The following is a 17,109-nucleotide window of genomic DNA, read 5'->3' as shown; positions in this document are numbered from 1 at the left end:
AACAGTCGGTCTCACTGGTCGATGCCGTGCCAGCGAGAGGCACTGTTGCCGGTCCGGCCGTTGGAAACACTGGGCTCTTTCCCCAACGGTCGGTCTCGCTGGTCGATGCCGTGCCAGTGAGGGGCACTGTTGGCGGCCGGGCCGTTGAAAACACTTGGCTTATTGCGTAACGGTGCCTCTCGCTGGTCGCTTCCGTGCCAGTGAGGGGCACTGTTGGCGGCCGGGCCGTTCAAAACACTTGGCTCTTTCCCCAGCAGTCGGTCTCGTTGGTCGATGCCGTGCTAGTGAGAGGCACTGTTATCGCTCGCGGGCCGGGGCGGATGCCGGTCCGGGGTTGGATCGGGGTGTTCGATGCGGGAACGGGGTGTCTTGGGAGGGGTATTTCGCGGTTTGTGGGGTCCTTTTCGGGGGCCGGCCGAGTAGACGGGGCCCGGAATCGTTGCAATTGCGTCGGCCGAATCCGCGCCGGGACCCCACAAACCCGCGGATAGGTGTTCGATGCCCCGGGATGCGCATGGGGAAAATCGTGGAAACCGCGAGATTGCACCGTTCCAGGCAAATCCCCCTTCGATACGCCCCGGTCTCCGCCCGCGATTTCGGAAACCCACCCGCGCCCATACCCGCGCCACAGACGCGCGACTAACCATCAACCTCCCACATGGGACGACGCCGCCGGCCCATGCGACGGCGGTCGGCCAGCTGCTCGGTCGTCGACTCGGCCCGCAGCCGCACCTTATGCCCCACGCGCCGCGACATGCGTTCGGCCACGCGCCGTGCCAGTTCGCGCTCCGCGTTGAGGTCGGCCAAATCGTCTTTCGTCACCTGGATGTATATCCAACCCGCATCCTCGATCGCCGTGCGCCGCGCGCTATCCGCGAGCCACTGCCGCGCATGATGCATGCCATCGTACTCGATCGCAATCTTGAGCTCGGGATACGCAAGATCAAGGTACAGCCGCCTGCCCGACCGCGGATCCTCCATCATGTGATTGATCTGGGGCTCGTCAAGGCCGCACCGCATCAGCGCCAGCCGCAGGCGCGTCTCCTGCGAGGAATCCGTGCGCTCGCGCATCAGGCGCAGCGCCTTCTCGCAGGCGCGCAGGCCGTGGGGCTTGCGCCAATCGCCGCCCGGGCCCGCGATTCTCGGGCCCGCCGCGTTCCCGCTGCGAGCGCCGATCACGCCGCTCGCAGCGCCCGCGCTCCGCTCCTCGCCCATCGCCCGCAGCGATTCGACGCGGCGCTCGAACTCCTCGAGCCGACACGACACGCCGAGATATCCGCGCCGCATCATGGAATCGCCGAGCACCACGAGCTCCTCCAGGCTGAGATGGCTCGCGAACATGATCCACGTGTCGACGGCGTCCACGCACCTCACGGAGTCCTCCAGCATGCCCACGCCGATGGTGCGCGTCTGCGGGCCGAACGCCGCGACGACGTACCGCAGCCCGGGCATCGTGTGGCGTTGGCGCGGGCGCACGTTCGCGTTCGGCAGCGCCATGTACAGCGGCGAGTCGTCCATGAAGGCGCGCGATGCCTCGCTGCACGGCGCCGGGCGCGGCTTTTCGATGCCCATGAGTTCGAGCGCGGTCCAGAGGCAGTACGGCCAGGTCCGGCTCGATTCGCCGTCGCGCTCGAGGCAGACGGCGAGGCGCCGCGCGGCCTCCTCAAGAAGCCGGGTATGCGTGATGCCCGCGTGGGACGGGGATTTGTCGGCGGGGTTTTGGTTTTTCGAATTGACGATTCCCATATCGTGGAAGGTTCCGGCGTATTCGCAGGCGCTGCGCGGGCGCCTGTCGCGCGGGTGGGCGTTGCGCGGGCGCGCGGGGTCACAGCGGGGTTCGAAGGGGAACTTCCAGCAACCGTTGAGATCCACGACGTCGGTGTGCACGATGTGGTCGGGGTCGTAGTCGGCGTCCGCACCATCGCCATCGGCATCGTCACAGTCGCCATCGTCGATGTCCGCAAGCACGTCGAGGGTGCTCAAGGCATCGTGGATATCCGAGACGTCCGAGGCATCCGCAGTCGAATCGGGTTCCAGGGCCGGATCGGCAGCACCGAAAAAGCTCGGATGCACGATGCGCGAATCACACGAATCGTTCGCCCAGCCGTCGCCCGAGCGCATGCCTCTCGATTCCGCCCCGTCCCAGCGCATGCCCGCGTCGGTCTCCGCGCCGCCAGGCCGCCACGACCCGCGCGCCGTCTCTCCCTCGGTGGAATCGTCTCCCCCGTCACTCCAATCGTCTCTCTCGTCGCCCCCAAGGCAATCATCAGACATCGCACCCCATTCGAACCGACCATCGTCGCGCTCGGGGCAATCCACCCCGCACCAATCATCTGGCCGCGCGTCGCAATCGGCCAGCGGCGGATTCCAGCCGCTCGCCTGCCCGGCCATATCGGGCGACGCACCCCAGCCGCCCAACGCATTCGACACGTCCGGCCGCGCGGGCGGTGCATCCGGTTGCGCGCGCCACGCATCCGGCATCGCGCGCCGGGCGCGCGACACAGCGCACAGGCCGGGCCGCTGTACGCACCACGTGCCGGGCGGCGTGCCCCATGCGCCCGTCAGGTCCTCGACCCCGTTGATTTCGACGATGTCGTTGCCGTCCCCATCCCCGAGCAGGCCAGCATGGAGGTTGCTCTCGTATGGCGGCGCCTTGACGACGTCCTTGTCGAACGCGCCGCTGGCGATCGCTCTCTCCATCTTCACAATGTCGGCGGAGGTGAATGTGATGTCGGGAACGCGGACGGCGACGATTTCGCCGAAGCGCGTGATGACGGCGGGCAAGGTCGGGGACGCGGACGGGTTTCCAGGGTTCTCCGGGTTCTCGGGGGACTCAGGGTGCTCAGGGCGCTCCGAGGGCTCCGGATTATGATCGGGTTCGTCGACATCAGCGGGGTTCCCCAGTTTATCGGCGGAGCGTTCGGCGTCAGGACGTTCAGCGGCAGATTCGTCGACGATGAGTCCATCACGAGCGACTCCATTATCAACGGGTCGTTCGGCGGACGCCATGCCAGCAGCGGCCGCCGTATCAACCGATCGCTCTGCGGAAACGTTCCCATCGGCATCGAGCGCATCGGGAGCGCCATCACGCGCATCGGGAGCGCCATCGAGCGCCGCGTCGTTGTGCGTCGGGAACAGCACAACGCAGCCTGGACACGCGCATCCCGCGTCCGCGCATTCCTCGCAGGCGCACGTCCTGCGAGCGCCATCCCCCGGCGCCCCGGCCGGCCCGGACACGGCAAAGCCGGCGTCATCCCTATTTTCGTTGTAATTCTTGAATTCCTCAGTCATCTCTAACCCTTTCCCGGCCGCGGAGATGAGTGTAAAGAACGGCCGTGGAATCAAGGCTAGAGGAAGACACGCCGCGACACGGGCGCGCCAGGTAAATTTGTGGATAAGTGGATAACTTCTTTTTAGTGTGGACAACCACCCCTATTTTTTGTGGATAACTCCACGATTCGAACGGCCCGCATGCCGTTCGAGTATGTTTGCCTGGTTCCGTTGCGGTGTGGGTTTCCGAAATCGCGGGCGGAGACCGGGGCGTATCGAAGGGGGATTTGCCTGGAACGGTGCAATCTCGCGGTTTCCACGATTTTCCCCATGCGCATCCCGGGGCATCGAACACCTATCCGCGGGTTTGTGGGGTCCCGGCGCGGATTCGGCCGACGCAATTGCAACGATTCCGGGCCCCGTCTACTCGGCCGGCCCCCGAAAAGGACCCCACAAACCGCGAAATACCCCTCCCAAGACACCCCGTTCCCGCATCGAACACCCCGATCCAACCCCGGACCGGCATCCGCCCCGGCCCGCGAGCGATAACAGTGCCTCTCACTAGCACGGCATCGACCAACGAGACCGACTGCTGGGGAAAGAGCCAAGTGTTTTGAACGGCCCGGCCGCCAACAGTGCCCCTCACTGGCACGGAAGCGACCAGCGAGACCGACCGTTGCGGCCCAACGCCCCAGCACCCAACACCCAACACCCAACCCCGCTAGCTCCGGAAGTCCTCGAACATCTGCGTGTAGTTGTCATTGAGCTCATTCGAGCAGTGACGCTCCATAATGGTCGTGGCGCGCTCGACATCGCTGGGCTCGATCACATTGACGCTGCGCATGTCGTCCGGGAGCAGCTCGTCACCGCCGGTGAGCACGCTGCCGGCGCCCGCATTCTGCTCCACGGCCGTTTTGTTCTCCGGATCGAGCATCCAGTTGATGAACGTCTTCGCCTGGCCGATGTTCTCCGCCCCGCTCGAGATCGCGATGTTGTCGACGAACATATTCGTGCCGTCCGACGGGAACACGAACTTCAGATCCGGATTCGCCGCAATCGCCTGGTACGCGTCGTAGCTCCACGCCATGCCGACTTTCTGCTCCCCCGACGCGAGCCGGTCCGCCACGCCCTCGGAGCTGAGCACGCCGACATGCGGCTTGAAGCTTTCGAGCAAGTCGCTGGCGTTCTGGTAATCCTGCGGATCGGTCGGGCATTGGTCGCTTCCGGTCGCGCGCAGCGCCGCGTTCACGGTTTCGATCTGGTCGTCGAGCACCTGCTGCCCGCCCCAGGAGTCGCGCGGATGGAAGAAATCGTCCCACGATGCGGGCGCCTCGTCGGCGGGAATGGACGCGGAATCATAGACGATCCCGGTATAGCTGACGATATACGGCACTGAATAGAGGTTGTCGGGGTCATAGTAAGGTGTGCGGAATTCCTCCTTGATGTTGCCGTAGTTCGGCAGGCTCGTGGCGTCGAACTGCATGAGCAGCCCCTCCTGCGCGAGCTGCTCGACCATGTAGTCGGACGGCATCACGATGTCGTAGCCCGAGCCGCCCGTCGACTGCAGCTTGGCCTCGAGCGCCTCGTTGCTGTCGAAGGTGTCGACGGTCAGCGAGATGCCCGTGTCGTTCTCGAACGCCTCGATCACGCCGTCGGGCATGTAGCCGGCCCACGTATATATATGGAGTTCGCCACCTGTCGCCGCCGCGTAAGGCCCGATGCCGGCGGTGGCGTTGCCGGCGGCGGCCACGTCGCTGACGCCGCCGGAGCAGGCGGAGCACGATGCGGCAATGACGATGGCCGCCGATGCCGCCGCAATGCCCCGCGCCACGCCGCGGAAGACGGCCGCGCGGGATGTGCGGCGTGCGTGATGTGAGGAAGATTCACGATTCCCCCGCTGTGAGATGTTGTTGCTTGTCATAAAAGCCTCCTTGTCCATGACGGCATCCAGGCCGCCCGGGCTTGCGCCCGTAGCATCCGTAGCATCCGTAGCGCCCGAGCCGCCGCCCGGGGTCACTTGTCCTTGCGGTTGGTGAGCAGCGACGAGATCACCGTCACCACAATCGCGAGCAGGAGCAGAAGCGTCGCCACCACATTGACGCTCGGGTTCACGCCCTTGCGGATCAGCGAGAAGATGTAGATCGGCAACGTGGTGGTGCCGGCGGTTGTCAGGAAGTTCGAGATCATGTAATCGTCCATCGACACCACGAAGCCCATCAGCGCACCAGACACGATGCCCGGCGTCAGCAGCGGCAGCGTGATTTTCGTCACCGTGGTCAGCTGCGAGGCGCCGAGATCCTGCGCCGCCTCGAAGCAACTGCGGTCGAGCGTCTGCAGCCTGGCGCGAATCGGCATCTCCACGAACGGGATGCAGAAGGTGGTGTGCGCGAGAATCAGCGGCAGATAGCCCGGCGCCATGCCGATCATGCGGATGAACGCCATGGTCGCGACGCCCAACACGATTTCCGGAATCATCATGGACGCGTTGATCAGCCCGGACGCGAGCTTCGAGCCGAATCGCGACATGTGGTCGAGCGCCAGCACATAGCCGAGCGAGAGAATCGTGGCGAGGGCCGTGGCCGCAACTGCCACGATCAGCGAGGTGCGCGTGGCCGCGATGATGGACGGGTCGTGGAACACCGAAGCGTACCAGCGCAGTGAGAAGCCCTGCCACAGCAGCGCCTGGCGCCCGCCGTTGAAGGAGTACGCCACCACGATGAGCATGGGGATGTAGAGGAACAGCAGCACCGCCACGGAGATGAACCCGACGAAGGGAAAGCGCTTGAGGCCGTTCTTCGCGCGGCCGGAGCGGCGCGTCGTGAGAGCCTTGTCGGGCTTCTTGTCTTCGAGCCATTCGGGAACCACGATGGTTCCGTGGTTGGCCACGGAAGCACGCGCGACGAGCTCGGCGTACTCGGTATGCGTGGCATCCATCGGCGCCATCGTTATTACTTTGTTCTGTTCGGGAGTTTTTCCAGTCATGCCGACTCACCCGCCTTTCGTGCGGAACGATTGCCCATCACGCTGGCCACAAGCGCCGCAAGCAGCGTGATGACGAGAATCACGGTGGAAATGGCCGCGCCGAACGGCCAGTTGCGCGCCTCGGAGAATTGGGACGAGATGAGGTTGCCCACCATGAGCACGCGGCCGCCGCCGAGCAGCACGGGCTGCACATAGGAGCCGAACGCAGGGATCAGGCACAGCGCGATGCCGCTGAGAATGCCCGGCCGCGCGGCGCGCAGGATGATGCGGCGCAGCACCACGCCCTTCGTGGCGCCGAGATCGTACGCTGCCTCCGCCAGGCGGAAGTCGAAGCCCGACAGCGCCGAGTACATCGGAAGGATGGCGAAAGGCAGGAAGGTGTAGATCAGGCCGATCAACGATGCCCCGGTTGTGTAGAGCATATGCTGCGTGCCGAAGCCGAATGCGGTGGCGAACGCGTTGATGGGACCGTTGTCGTTGAGGATGAGCATCCACGCGTATGTGCGCACGATGAGATTCGTCCAGAACGGGATGGTCACAAGGAGTACGAGGATGCGCTGCGTGCGTTCGGTGCGCATGGAGATCCACAGCGCGATCGGGAAGGCGAGGGCGATGCACACGGCCGTGGTGACGAGCGCCATCCACAGCGAGGTCCAGAACACCTCAAGATAACGCGGGTCGAAATAACTGTTGCCGAAGAAGTCCTCGCGGAACAGAAGCTTTCGGTAGCCTTCGGTGGAGAAGGCGAATTTCACGCCGCCGCCGACGTCCGGCCGGCTCATGAAGGAGAACGCGACGATGACGCAGATGGGGCCGAGCGTAAACAGAAGCCCCAGGATGATGGACGGAACGGCCCAGACGCGGTGCAGCAGGCCCGGCTTGACCTTGCGGCCCAGCCCGATCTTGCGGCGGGGGCGGGCGGAGCCGCGCGGAGCGGGGGCGGAGCCATGGCGCGGCATGGAAGTGGAAGGCGTGGAGGCGGAAGGCGCAGCACTCGAAGGCGTGGAGGACGGGAAAATCGTAGATTCTTCTGGGACCCTGGTCATATCATCGTCGCTCATCGCTCCACCACCCTGATGTGGTCGCTCTCCACGCCGAGCGACACCGGCGTGCCGGGCGCGATGAGGCTTGCGTCGAAGGGCGGCGCGAGGCGCGTCATGACGGTTTCGCCGGTCGCGAGGCGCACGTGCACGCGCATGTCGAAGCCCATGAACATGGACTCCGTCACGGTGCCGTCGAACACCGGCTTTCCGTCAAACGTCGGCCCCGCCGCGCCCGCGCCAGCTCCCGCGCCATCAGCCTTGCCGCGCGGCATCAGCGTGATGCGCTCGGGGCGGATCGCCGCGCTCACACCCTTCCCCGTCGCGAAGCCCGAGAGGTCCTGCGCCACAGCGAGCCGCACGCCTGCGGTCTCGATCTCGCGCGGCCCGGTGATGCGCGCGTCAATGAAGTTGATGTCACCGATGAAATCGGCCACGAAGCGATCGACGGGCTCATCGTAGATCTGTTCGGGCGTGCCGATCTGTTCGGGGCGGCCGTTGTGGAAAACCGCGATGCGGTCGCCCATCGACAGCGCCTCCTCCTGGTCATGCGTCACGAAGATGAACGTGATGCCGGTTTCGCGCTGGATGCGCTTGAGCTCGGTCTGCATCTGGCGGCGCAGCTTGAAGTCGAGCGCGGACAGCGATTCGTCAAGCAGCAGCACCTTGGGCTTCTTCGCCAGCGCACGGGCGAGTGCGACGCGCTGCTGCTGGCCGCCGGAGAGCTGGCTGGGGCGGCGCCTGCCGAATTCCGACAGGTGCACGAGGTCGAGCATCTCGGCCACGGTGGCGTCGATCTGCTTCTTCGGCTTCTTCTCCATCTCGAGGCCGAAGGCGATGTTCTCGGCCACCGTCATATGTGGGAAGAGGGCGTAGCTCTGGAACACCGTGTTCACGGGGCGTTCATAGGGCGGAAGATTGTCGATGCGCTGGTCGCCGATGTAGATTTCGCCGGCGTCCAGGGTTTCGAGGCCGGCGATAGAGCGCAGGAGTGTGGTCTTGCCACATCCCGAGGGGCCGAGCATGATGAAGAACTCGCCCGCATTCACGGCCAGGCTCACGTCGTCGATGGCCTTGACTTCCTTGTCCTCCGCGGAGATGAAGGTTTTGCGGGCGCGGCCGACGGTCAGGCCGGCCTCGCGCCGGTCGACCGCCGCGTCGCGCGTCAGGCGAACGGTTGCGTTTGTTGGTGCGGTGGCGGTTGCGGTTGTGAGTGCGGGCGTGGAGGTGGCGTTCAGAATGGCCGTCGGCGGTTTTCTGCTCGCCGCGGCGTGCGCCACGATGCTCGGTGCGCCGAACGCTGAAACGAGACCGGACCTGACCGCCCGCGCGACACGGAACATCGCGCCTTTCGCACCGGCCGTCGCGCTAGCCATTGTCGCCGCACCAGTCTTTGCGGCGGCCGTTGCGCCGACCGCGGCGCCTGCAGTTCCGCCACCGGCCATAGCGCCGGTCGCTGCATTCATCGTTGCCGTCATCGCGTACCTCTCTTCCTGCGCGCCGCACACCTTCGCCTGGCCCGCCACGCATTGCGCGCGACGACGACGATTCCTGCGGCCACGGTGGTTTTGGTAACCGCCGACCGCCGCATCTGCAAGGTGTTGGACTTCGCAATCAATTCACCGGGATTTTGATTTTTCCGTCGTTTTTTATCCAAAGCCATGCTGATTTCGGAACAGTAAAGCGGATTTGCATCTCGTTATGCGTTGTTTACATAAGACTTTGCGGAATTCGCAGTTTGGCGGCACGCCACGGCACGAAACCGAATATTCATAAAGGCTTGCTTACGATATCGGCATGACTCAGGAAACCGAAGAACCGGGGCCGCTGCGCTCCGTGCAGGCCGTTGAATCCGCCGGACTCGACGAAACCAACAAGAAGATCATTTCACTGTTGCAGAAGAACGGCCGCCGATCGTATGTGTCGATCGCCAAGGAGATCGGACTGTCGGAGGCGGCCGTGCGACTGCGCGTGCAGCGCCTGACCGACGACGGCATCATCCAGATCGTGGCCGTGACGAACCCCATGGAGATGGGATTCCGGCGGCAAGCGATGGTCGGCATCACCGTGAACGGCGACATCGAGCAGGTGGCGCGCGACCTGCGCAAGATCGCGCAGATTGACTACATCATCATCACCGCCGGGCGCTATGACATCCTCGCCGAAGTGTTCGCGTCCGACGACGAGGCGCTGCTGCAGCTCGTCAACCGCAAGATCCGGCGCATCCAGGGCATCGGCCATACCGAGCTGTTCACCTATATGCGGCTCGAGAGCCAGCGCTACGACTGGGGCGTCGCCTAGGTCGGGTGCGGGTTGGCGCTGCGCGCGGCGGGGTTGACCGGTCGGTGCGCGGCGGGCAATACAGACGATTTGGTCGGCGAGGGTACACGATTATGCTCCCTCGCCGACCGAATCCCCCATCCACACACGTCCTCGGCGCCCTACTGTGCGCCGAGGGCGCACAAAATCGTACCCTCGACCCCAGTTAGACCGCCAACCGACCCCTCCACGCACGCTAACCTCCGCCGAAGGTGCAAAATCGTGCACCCTCAACCGCAATTAGGATCGGGCAGGCCGGTTTCAGAAGGGGCAACCCGCACCGAGGGCGCAAAATCGTGCACCCTCGACCCCAATTACCCCGCCAACCGGCCCCTCCACGCCACCTAACCCCCACCGAGGGTGCAAAATCATGCACCCTCGACCCCAATTAGGATGAGGCGGGCCGGTTTCAGAAGGCCCAATGCCCACCGAGGGCGCACAATCGTGCACCCTCGACGAACTTGCCGGCCCCACGGGAAAACGGGCGCCACGCCTAGCCGAGCAGGCGCCACCCGCACCCCCGCACATCCACGCGCACGCACGCCCGCGCGCCCGATTCGCCTCAGAAGTAATCCGGCGTATCGAGGCTAATGAGCTTGAGGTTAACGAACTCATTGATGCCGAGCGACCCGAGCTCGCGACCGAAACCGGAGTTCTTGACGCCACCGAACGGCATTTCGGCGGAATCCGCGCCGACCTCGTTGACGTAGGTCATGCCGGTTTCGAGGGCATCGGCCACGCGCTCGCCCTGCCGCGGATCGATGGTGAACACGTAGGAGCCGAGGCCGTACGGGGTGTCGTTCGCAAGCGCGATCGCCTCCGCCTCGTCCTTCACGCGGTAGAACTGGCTCACCGGGCCGAAGAACTCGGCGTATCGCGCGGGCGCGCCGGCGGGGATGTCGGTGAGAATCGTCGGGGCGAAGAAGGCGCCGTCGTTCTTGCCGTCGCCAAGCGCAAGCGTCGCTCCATCCGCCACCGCCTGCGCCACCTGTTCGGACAGATGTCGCGCGGCCTTGACCGAGCACAGCGGCCCGAGTTCGACGGCCTTCGACGCCTCGGCGAACTTGGCGAGGAACTCATCGTAGAGTGAATCAAGCACGATGAAGCGCTTCGGCCCGTTGCACACCTGGCCGCAGTTCTCATACTTGCCCGCGACGGCCGTGGCGACGAGCGCGTCCATGTCGTCGGTTCCGAGCACGACGAACGGATCCGAGCCGCCGAGCTCGCACACCACCTTTTTCAGCGCCGCGCCCGCCTCGCCGGCGATTGCGACGCCCGCGCGCTCCGATCCGGTGAGCGACACGCCGCGCACGCGCGGGTCGGCGATCATGGCGCTGGTCTGGTCGAAGCTCGCGTACAGGTTCGTGAACGCACCCTTCGGGAAGCCCGCGTCGAGGAAGATGCGCTCCATGGCGGCGGACGACGCGGGGCACAGCGACGCATGCTTGAGCAGGATGGTGTTGCCGAGCATGAGGTTCGGCGCGGCGAATCGCGCCACCTGGTAATACGGGTAGTTCCACGGCATGACGCCGACCAGCGGACCGATGGGCATCTTGCGCACCACCGCGGAGCCGGCGGCCTCGCGCTCGACGGGGATGTCGGCGAGGAATTCCTCGCCGTGGTCGGCGTAGTAGCGGTAGATGGACGCGGAGAACTCGACCTCGCCGATGGCCTCGTCGAGTTTCTTGCCCATCTCGTGGTTGATGGTTTCGGCGAGCTCCTGCTTGCGCGCCTCGTACAGGTCGGCGACTTTGGCGAGCAGCGCCGCGCGCTGCGCCTTCGTTGTGGTGCGGCCCCACTGCACGTAGGCGTTTTGCGCCGCGGCGAGGGCGGCGTCGACCTCGGCGTCGGTGGCGCTCGGATAGGTTTTCTCGACCTGGCCGGTCGCGGGGTTGGTAACGGTGTACGCGCTCATGATGCCTCCTCGTCCGCGCGCGAAGGTCGCGCGCCTGTGGGTTTCGCGTATGTACTCGGCTGTGCGTGGATGGTGTTGGTTGCGCGGTGCGGGGTGATGCCCCGCGGTGCCGGGCAGCACCGCGGGGCAAGTCACGCAAGCCGCATCAAACAACGATTCCGCGCTGTCAATCGTCAAGATATTCGAAAACCGTATCTGTTTTGTTACACACGTTTCGTTTTTCATACGATTTCCCGACGATTTCTCCCGTCCTCGCAGTCTTGTCAACGATTTGCCCACCGATCACAGCGTCAGACGCGAGAATGGCGGAAGCCATCAAGGGTGCGCAATCGTGGACTTTGGACCGTGATTACCCGCGGTCAGCACCCCTCCACACGCCCTAACCTCCACCGAAGGTGCAAAATCGTGCACCCTCGACTGCGATTGCCCCCGCCCAACGCCTTTCCAGACTTCCTATTCCCCACCGAGGGTGCACAGTCGTGCACCCTCGACCCCTGTTAGGACATGGTCGGGCAGGTTTTGGAGGGGTAACCCCCACCGAAGGTGCAATTCCCTGCACCCTCGACCCAAGTTAGGGCAGGGACGGCCGGTTATCGGAAGGGCAAACGCCACCGAGGGCGCACAATCGTGCACCCTCGACCGTGATTACCCCGCCAAGCGCCCCCTCTCCGCCACCTAACCCCCACCGAGGGCGCAATCCTCTGCACCCTCGACCACGATTACCCCGGTCCAGCACCCCGCTAGGCAGCCTATTCCCCACCGAAGGCGCAATCCCATGCACCCTTGACCCCAATTGCCCCCGCCCAACGCCCCTCCAGACTTCCTATTCCCCATCGAGGGTGCACAGTCGTGCACCCTCGACCCCAATTACCACCGAACCAAGCGGGTATAGGAGGGGTAACCCCTACCGAAGGTGCAATTCCCTGCACCCTCGACCATGGTTAGACCGGCGCCGGGCAGGTTTTGGAGGGGTAACCGCCACCGAAGGTGCAATGCCGTGCACCCTCGACGCAAACGCGGACGCGGACGCGAACACCAGTACAAGCACAGACGCCGATGCAACATCGGCAATCAGGAAGCGAAACCGGGGTCACGGTCACTGCCGAAGCGGGTGTAGCGGCAGGCGTACCAGAGCTCGGCCATGACGCCGGGGTCGTCCATCGACACATGCATCGCCTCGCCGATCCGCGCGATGTACTTGGTCATCGTGTGGCGATGCACTCCGATCCGCCGGGCGGCCTCCTCCACGCGGCCGCGGCTGTCGACCCATGCGCGCACGACGTCCACGGCCTGGATCGTGGTGCTGCTGTCGATGATGCCGTCGCGTCCCGTCCGCGAGCCGGCGGAGGGAGAAGAATCCGCCCCGTCCCCGTCGGCACCGGCAGACGATTCGCCCGTCTGCGAGGCGACGCCTTGCGAAAAAGAGGAAGAGGCACCGTCAGCCGCCCCGCCACCAACCGCACCCCCACTCCCACCGCGATGCGCACCGACGGAGATATCGAAGGTCATCGTGGAAATCGGCGCCAGGCGCAGATCGGCGAACGCCCGCATCGTGGCCGGATCGATCACACGCTCGAGCGCGGCCGCACTGCCGCCGGAGCCGTACCGCACGGACCGCTCGCCCGACGCCAGCGCCTCGGCCCCGGCCTGGAACGCCTCGTGCCGCCCGCGCGGCAACCCACGCCACGTGCACCCCGACGACTCGCCCACCGTCAGCCTCGTGTCCTTGCCCAGCTGCACCAGCCACTCGTCCACATTGGACTGCGACACCACAACCCACAGCTCGTCGTCGATCTCGCCGTACATCACGGGGTTCATGTTGCGCGCGATATGCGATCCGAACGGCTCGAGCAGCCTCGCCGCACTCTCGATGGCGTCGGGCTCCCCCATCACGCGCAGCACCTCGAGCGGCTCGTGCGGCATGCCGCCCCACAGGTCGTCGGCGTACCGGTGCACGTCCTCGCTGCGCCCCTCGAGGCAGTCGCGCGTCAGGGCGGTGCGGAAATGCGTGAGCGCCAGCGTGCCGCGCGAGGAGCTGCCGATGGCGAGCGCGAGCATCGTGGCGGCCTCGGCGCACAGCGTCTGGTCGAGCGACCCCTTGACACCGCGGCATCCGGCAACGAGGTACCCGAGCGTGACATGCGCGGGCGTGGCGACGTGCAGCACGGCGATGTCGTACCCCTTGGCCTGGAAGAAATGCGTCTCGCCGAGCTTGCTGAAAGTCAACGCGTCGCTGAGTTCCTCGACGCCGACGGGCAGGAAATGGTGCGACGATTCACGCACCTTGCCCGCGGGGTTGAGCAGCGCGGCCCACCCTCCGACGAGCTGCGCCGTTTTCGTGACGATGCCGCGCACCGGGTCCACCTGCCGCGCGGAGCGGATGAGCTGCTGCTGGGCGCGGTACATGCGCGCGAATTCCTGGTTCTTGCTGTCCGCCACGCCGCGCGACACGCGTTTGGAGATGGCGATGAACGGCGTTTCCAGCGGCACGGAAAGCAGCGGCACACCGGCGTGCTCGCATTGGTCGACAAGCCACTGCGGGATGGCGGGATGGTTGACCTCGATGCCGAATCCGATGCCGCGGATGCCGATGCCGGCGAGCCGCGACGCGTAGAGGCGCAGTTCCTCGGTGGGTTCGTCGTCGGGCATCTGCAGGCCGGTGAGCAGCAGCAGTTCGCCGCCCTCGAGATACGGCGTGGGGTCGGTCGATTCGGAGGCGTGTACCCACACGATGGGATCGTCGAGCGCCCCGGGTTCGCCCTCGACGACGAGGGAGAGATCGAGCGAGCTTTCCGCAAGGAGGTCGTTGAGTGTCACCGCCATATGCCGCGCCTTTCGTTTGTTGCGCCTTTCATATGTTGCGCAATGCGAGGGGCGGCGGTTGCGAGAAACTCCACGATGCCTCCGCCGCAACCGCCCCGCCGTGCAGTGCGAACCGTGGACGTATCGTCCACGAACCACGGGTATTTTATCCAACTCGTCCATCGAATCTCCGGGCGTGTCCACATACGTTAGCAAGTGCAGGAACACCGCGGCGGCCGCCAACAACCGCCACACAACGGCACCACACACCGACGAAAGGAGCAGACATGACAGGCACGGCACAGACCGACGGCGCATCCCCCATCACGATCGCCATGGCGCAGTACAGCCAGCTTCCCATCGGCAAGCCTTTCGGCAGCTTCGCGAACACGGTGCGCTCCATCGCCAGCGAAAGAGACGCCGAGGGCCGCAAGCCGCAGCTCGTCGTCTTCCCCGAGATGCATCTGTTCGGCACGCCCGACATGGACGGGGCGCAGCACCGCGCCGCCGAACGCGCCGCGGCCACCGACCTGCACGACGATTTCGCCCGCCGGCTCGGCGGGCTCGCCCGCGAGCTCGGCATCTGGCTCATCCCGGGAACGGTGTGCGAGAAGAACCCTTCGGGCCATGTGTTCAACACCATGCCGGTGTTCGCCCCCGACGGCTCCCTCACCGCCACCTACCGCAAGATCTGCCCCTGGCGCCCGTACGAGCAGTACACGCCGGGCACGTCGTTCACGACGGTCGACATCCCGGGCGTCGGACGCCTCGGCCTGACGATCTGCTACGACGCGTGGTTCCCCGAGATCTCGCGCCAGGTGGCGTGGATGGGCGCCGACATCATCATCAACCTCGTGCGCACCACCACGCCGGACCGCCGCCAGGAGCTCGTCCTGGCGCGCGCCAACGCCATCGTGAACCAGGCGTTCGTGCTGTCGCTGAACGCGCCGGCGCCCGAGGGCTTCGGCGAATCCATCCTCGTCAGCCCCGAGGGAACGCCGATCGTGCAGATCCACGGCAACGAGCCGGACCTCGCGATCGCCACCGTCGATCTGGCACAGGCGCGGCGCGTGCGCGACCGGGGAACGCTCGGCATCAACCGCATGTGGCATCAGTTCGGTTCCGGCGACGCCACGATTCCCCTTCCCCTGTACCAAGGCAGGATCGATCCGAACACATGGAGCCCCGCCCCACGCTGATCGGCACGGCGGCACCCGCCGACACGCACCAACCTCGCCGGCACCCGCCAGGCTCCATCGAAAACTTCACACCACTTCGCATCACATCACACCACACCACATACCCCCCGGGCGGCCACCGCCGCCCCACCCGGAAAGGACACGCCATGACAGCACCGGCAATCGAGGCGAGCGCCGCCTCGGGCATCATCCAGGGCACGGGAACCCGCGTCACAACCGCAAGCGCCGCAGCCACCGTCATCTCGGACACCAAGGCTCCGGCCTTCAGGCGCACGATGGGCCTGCGTTCCGTCACCATGATGGGCCTGGCCTACATGACCCCGATCATCGCACTCGGCACCTTCGGCGTCATCGCCTCCGACTCGCACGGCGCGGCAGCGATGAGTTACCTCGTCGCCACCATCGCCATGCTGTTCACCGCCAACAGCTACGGCAGGATGTCGCTGCTCCACCCCGAGTCCGGCAGCGCCTACACCTATGTGGGCAAGACCATCAGCCGCAAGCTCGGCTTCCTCGTGGGCTGGGCCGTGTTGCTCGACTACATGTTCCTTCCGATGGTCGTGTGGCTCATCGGCGCATCGTATCTCAACGCACTGTTCCCCACCGTACCGATGTGGGCGTGGATCATGGGGTACATCGTGCTTGACACGGGCATCAACATCCTCGGCGTCAACGTGGCCGACAAGATCAACTTCGTGCTCATGGCCTTCCAGGCTCTTGTCATCGTGCTGTTCGTCGGACTGTCCATCCGCTCCGTGCTCGGCGGCACCGGCACGGGCACGCTGCTGAGCCTCAGCCCGTTCACCGGCCAGGGCTCCTCGATCAGCGCCGTCGTGGCGGGTGCCGCGGTGGCCGCCTACTCCTTCCTCGGCTTCGATGCCGTCACCACCATGAGCGAGGAGACCAAGGACCCGAAGCGCACCATGCCGCGCGCCATCATGCTCGTCGCCATGATCGGCGGCCTCATCTTCATCGGCGTGGCCTACTTCACGCAGCTCGTGCACCCCGGCGGTGCCTTCGTCGACTCCTCATCCGCCGCCTATGAGATCGCCATGACGATCGGCGGCAACCTGTTCACCTCCGTGTTCGTGGCCGGCCTGTGCATCGGCCAGTTCACCTCCGGCATCGCCACCCAGGCCAGCGCCTCCCGCCTCATGTACGTGATGGGCCGCGACGGCGTGCTGCCGAAGAAGGTGTTCGGCCGCCTGAGCAAGCGCTTCGGCACCCCGGTCCCGTGCATCCTCATCATCGCGGCCGTCGGCCTCATCGCGCTGTCCCTTGACGTGGCCACCTCCACCTCCTTCGTGAACTTCGGAGCCTTCACCTCCTTCACGCTCGTCAACGTCTCGCTTATCGTGGCGTATGCCAAGTCCCGCCGCAACGGCGGATCGGACGAGCTCGGCACCGACGGGCGCTCCGTGGCGCGCAACGTGGTGTTCCCGCTTCTCGGTGCGTTCTTCTGCTGCGTAGTCATCGGGGGTCACGTCGTGCTCGGGCGACGACGTGCTGGCGCTCGGCTTCCACTCGTCCGTTCCGGATTCCTGGAGGTGGAGCGCGCGGTCCTGCAGGGCGGCCTCGTCGA

11 protein-coding genes are annotated in these 17,109 nt (G+C 65.6%); 4 read left to right on the top strand and 7 right to left on the bottom strand.

Translation table 11 applies throughout. The features are described 5' to 3' along the window. Positions 1-639: 639 nt before the first annotated feature. On the bottom strand, positions 640-2,700 hold the full coding sequence (locus PSRA_RS06005; protein WP_143516356.1) for a hypothetical protein: 2,061 nt from the start codon (positions 2,698-2,700) through the stop codon (positions 640-642). A gap of 168 nt (positions 2,701-2,868) precedes the next feature. On the opposite strand from PSRA_RS06005, the gene PSRA_RS06000 reads away from it, so the two are divergent. After that, positions 2,869-3,297: a hypothetical protein gene (locus PSRA_RS06000; protein WP_094661004.1), complete on the top strand. Its 429-nt coding sequence runs from the start codon at positions 2,869-2,871 to the stop codon at positions 3,295-3,297. Positions 3,298-3,991: 694 nt separating this feature from the next. Here the strand turns inward: PSRA_RS06000 and PSRA_RS05995 are convergent. From PSRA_RS05995 to PSRA_RS05980, 4 genes are all read right to left on the bottom strand, one after another. After that, complete coding sequence (locus PSRA_RS05995) at positions 3,992-5,191, bottom strand: ABC transporter substrate-binding protein (RefSeq protein ID WP_158216337.1); 1,200 nt, start codon at positions 5,189-5,191, stop codon at positions 3,992-3,994. A gap of 92 nt (positions 5,192-5,283) precedes the next feature. After that, positions 5,284-6,252 carry an ABC transporter permease gene (locus PSRA_RS05990; protein ID WP_094661002.1) on the bottom strand — a complete coding sequence of 323 codons (969 nt, stop codon included), beginning with the start codon at positions 6,250-6,252 and terminating at the stop codon, positions 5,284-5,286. Beyond that, complete coding sequence (locus PSRA_RS05985; protein ID WP_245834930.1) at positions 6,249-7,313, bottom strand: ABC transporter permease; 1,065 nt, start codon at positions 7,311-7,313, stop codon at positions 6,249-6,251. Before PSRA_RS05985 ends, PSRA_RS05990 begins: the two co-directional genes overlap by 4 nt. After that, positions 7,310-8,668, bottom strand: a complete 1,359-nt coding sequence (locus PSRA_RS05980; RefSeq protein WP_245834929.1) for an ABC transporter ATP-binding protein — start codon at positions 8,666-8,668, stop codon at positions 7,310-7,312. The genes PSRA_RS05985 and PSRA_RS05980 overlap by 4 nt, the downstream gene beginning before the upstream one ends. 421 nt (positions 8,669-9,089) lie before the next feature. On the opposite strand from PSRA_RS05980, the gene PSRA_RS05975 reads away from it, so the two are divergent. After that, positions 9,090-9,593: an Lrp/AsnC family transcriptional regulator gene (locus PSRA_RS05975; RefSeq protein WP_094660999.1), complete on the top strand. Its 504-nt coding sequence runs from the start codon at positions 9,090-9,092 to the stop codon at positions 9,591-9,593. Between the two features lie 580 nt (positions 9,594-10,173). On the opposite strand, the gene PSRA_RS05970 is transcribed toward PSRA_RS05975, so the two are convergent. Together PSRA_RS05970 and PSRA_RS05965 are read right to left on the bottom strand one after the other, a co-directional pair. Then, positions 10,174-11,526 carry an NAD-dependent succinate-semialdehyde dehydrogenase gene (locus tag PSRA_RS05970; RefSeq protein ID WP_094660998.1) on the bottom strand — a complete coding sequence of 451 codons (1,353 nt, stop codon included), beginning with the start codon at positions 11,524-11,526 and terminating at the stop codon, positions 10,174-10,176. Between the two features lie 1,071 nt (positions 11,527-12,597). Next, positions 12,598-14,349 carry a PucR family transcriptional regulator gene (locus PSRA_RS05965; RefSeq protein ID WP_094660997.1) on the bottom strand — a complete coding sequence of 584 codons (1,752 nt, stop codon included), beginning with the start codon at positions 14,347-14,349 and terminating at the stop codon, positions 12,598-12,600. Between the two features lie 266 nt (positions 14,350-14,615). Between PSRA_RS05965 and PSRA_RS05960 the strand changes: the two genes are divergently transcribed. Continuing rightward, positions 14,616-15,527 (top strand): carbon-nitrogen hydrolase family protein, encoded by a 912-nt coding sequence (locus PSRA_RS05960; RefSeq protein ID WP_211280497.1) that lies wholly within the window; start codon positions 14,616-14,618, stop codon positions 15,525-15,527. Between the two features lie 146 nt (positions 15,528-15,673). Continuing rightward, a partial coding sequence (locus PSRA_RS05955; RefSeq protein ID WP_143516355.1) for an APC family permease occupies positions 15,674-17,109 on the top strand: 1,436 nt, incomplete at its 3' end.

This window comes from Pseudoscardovia radai (assembly GCF_002259605.1).
In the GTDB taxonomy this organism is placed as follows: domain Bacteria; phylum Actinomycetota; class Actinomycetes; order Actinomycetales; family Bifidobacteriaceae; genus Pseudoscardovia; species Pseudoscardovia radai.
Note: the sequence above shows the minus strand (reverse complement) of the source record. Positions and strands in the feature narration are given on the sequence as shown.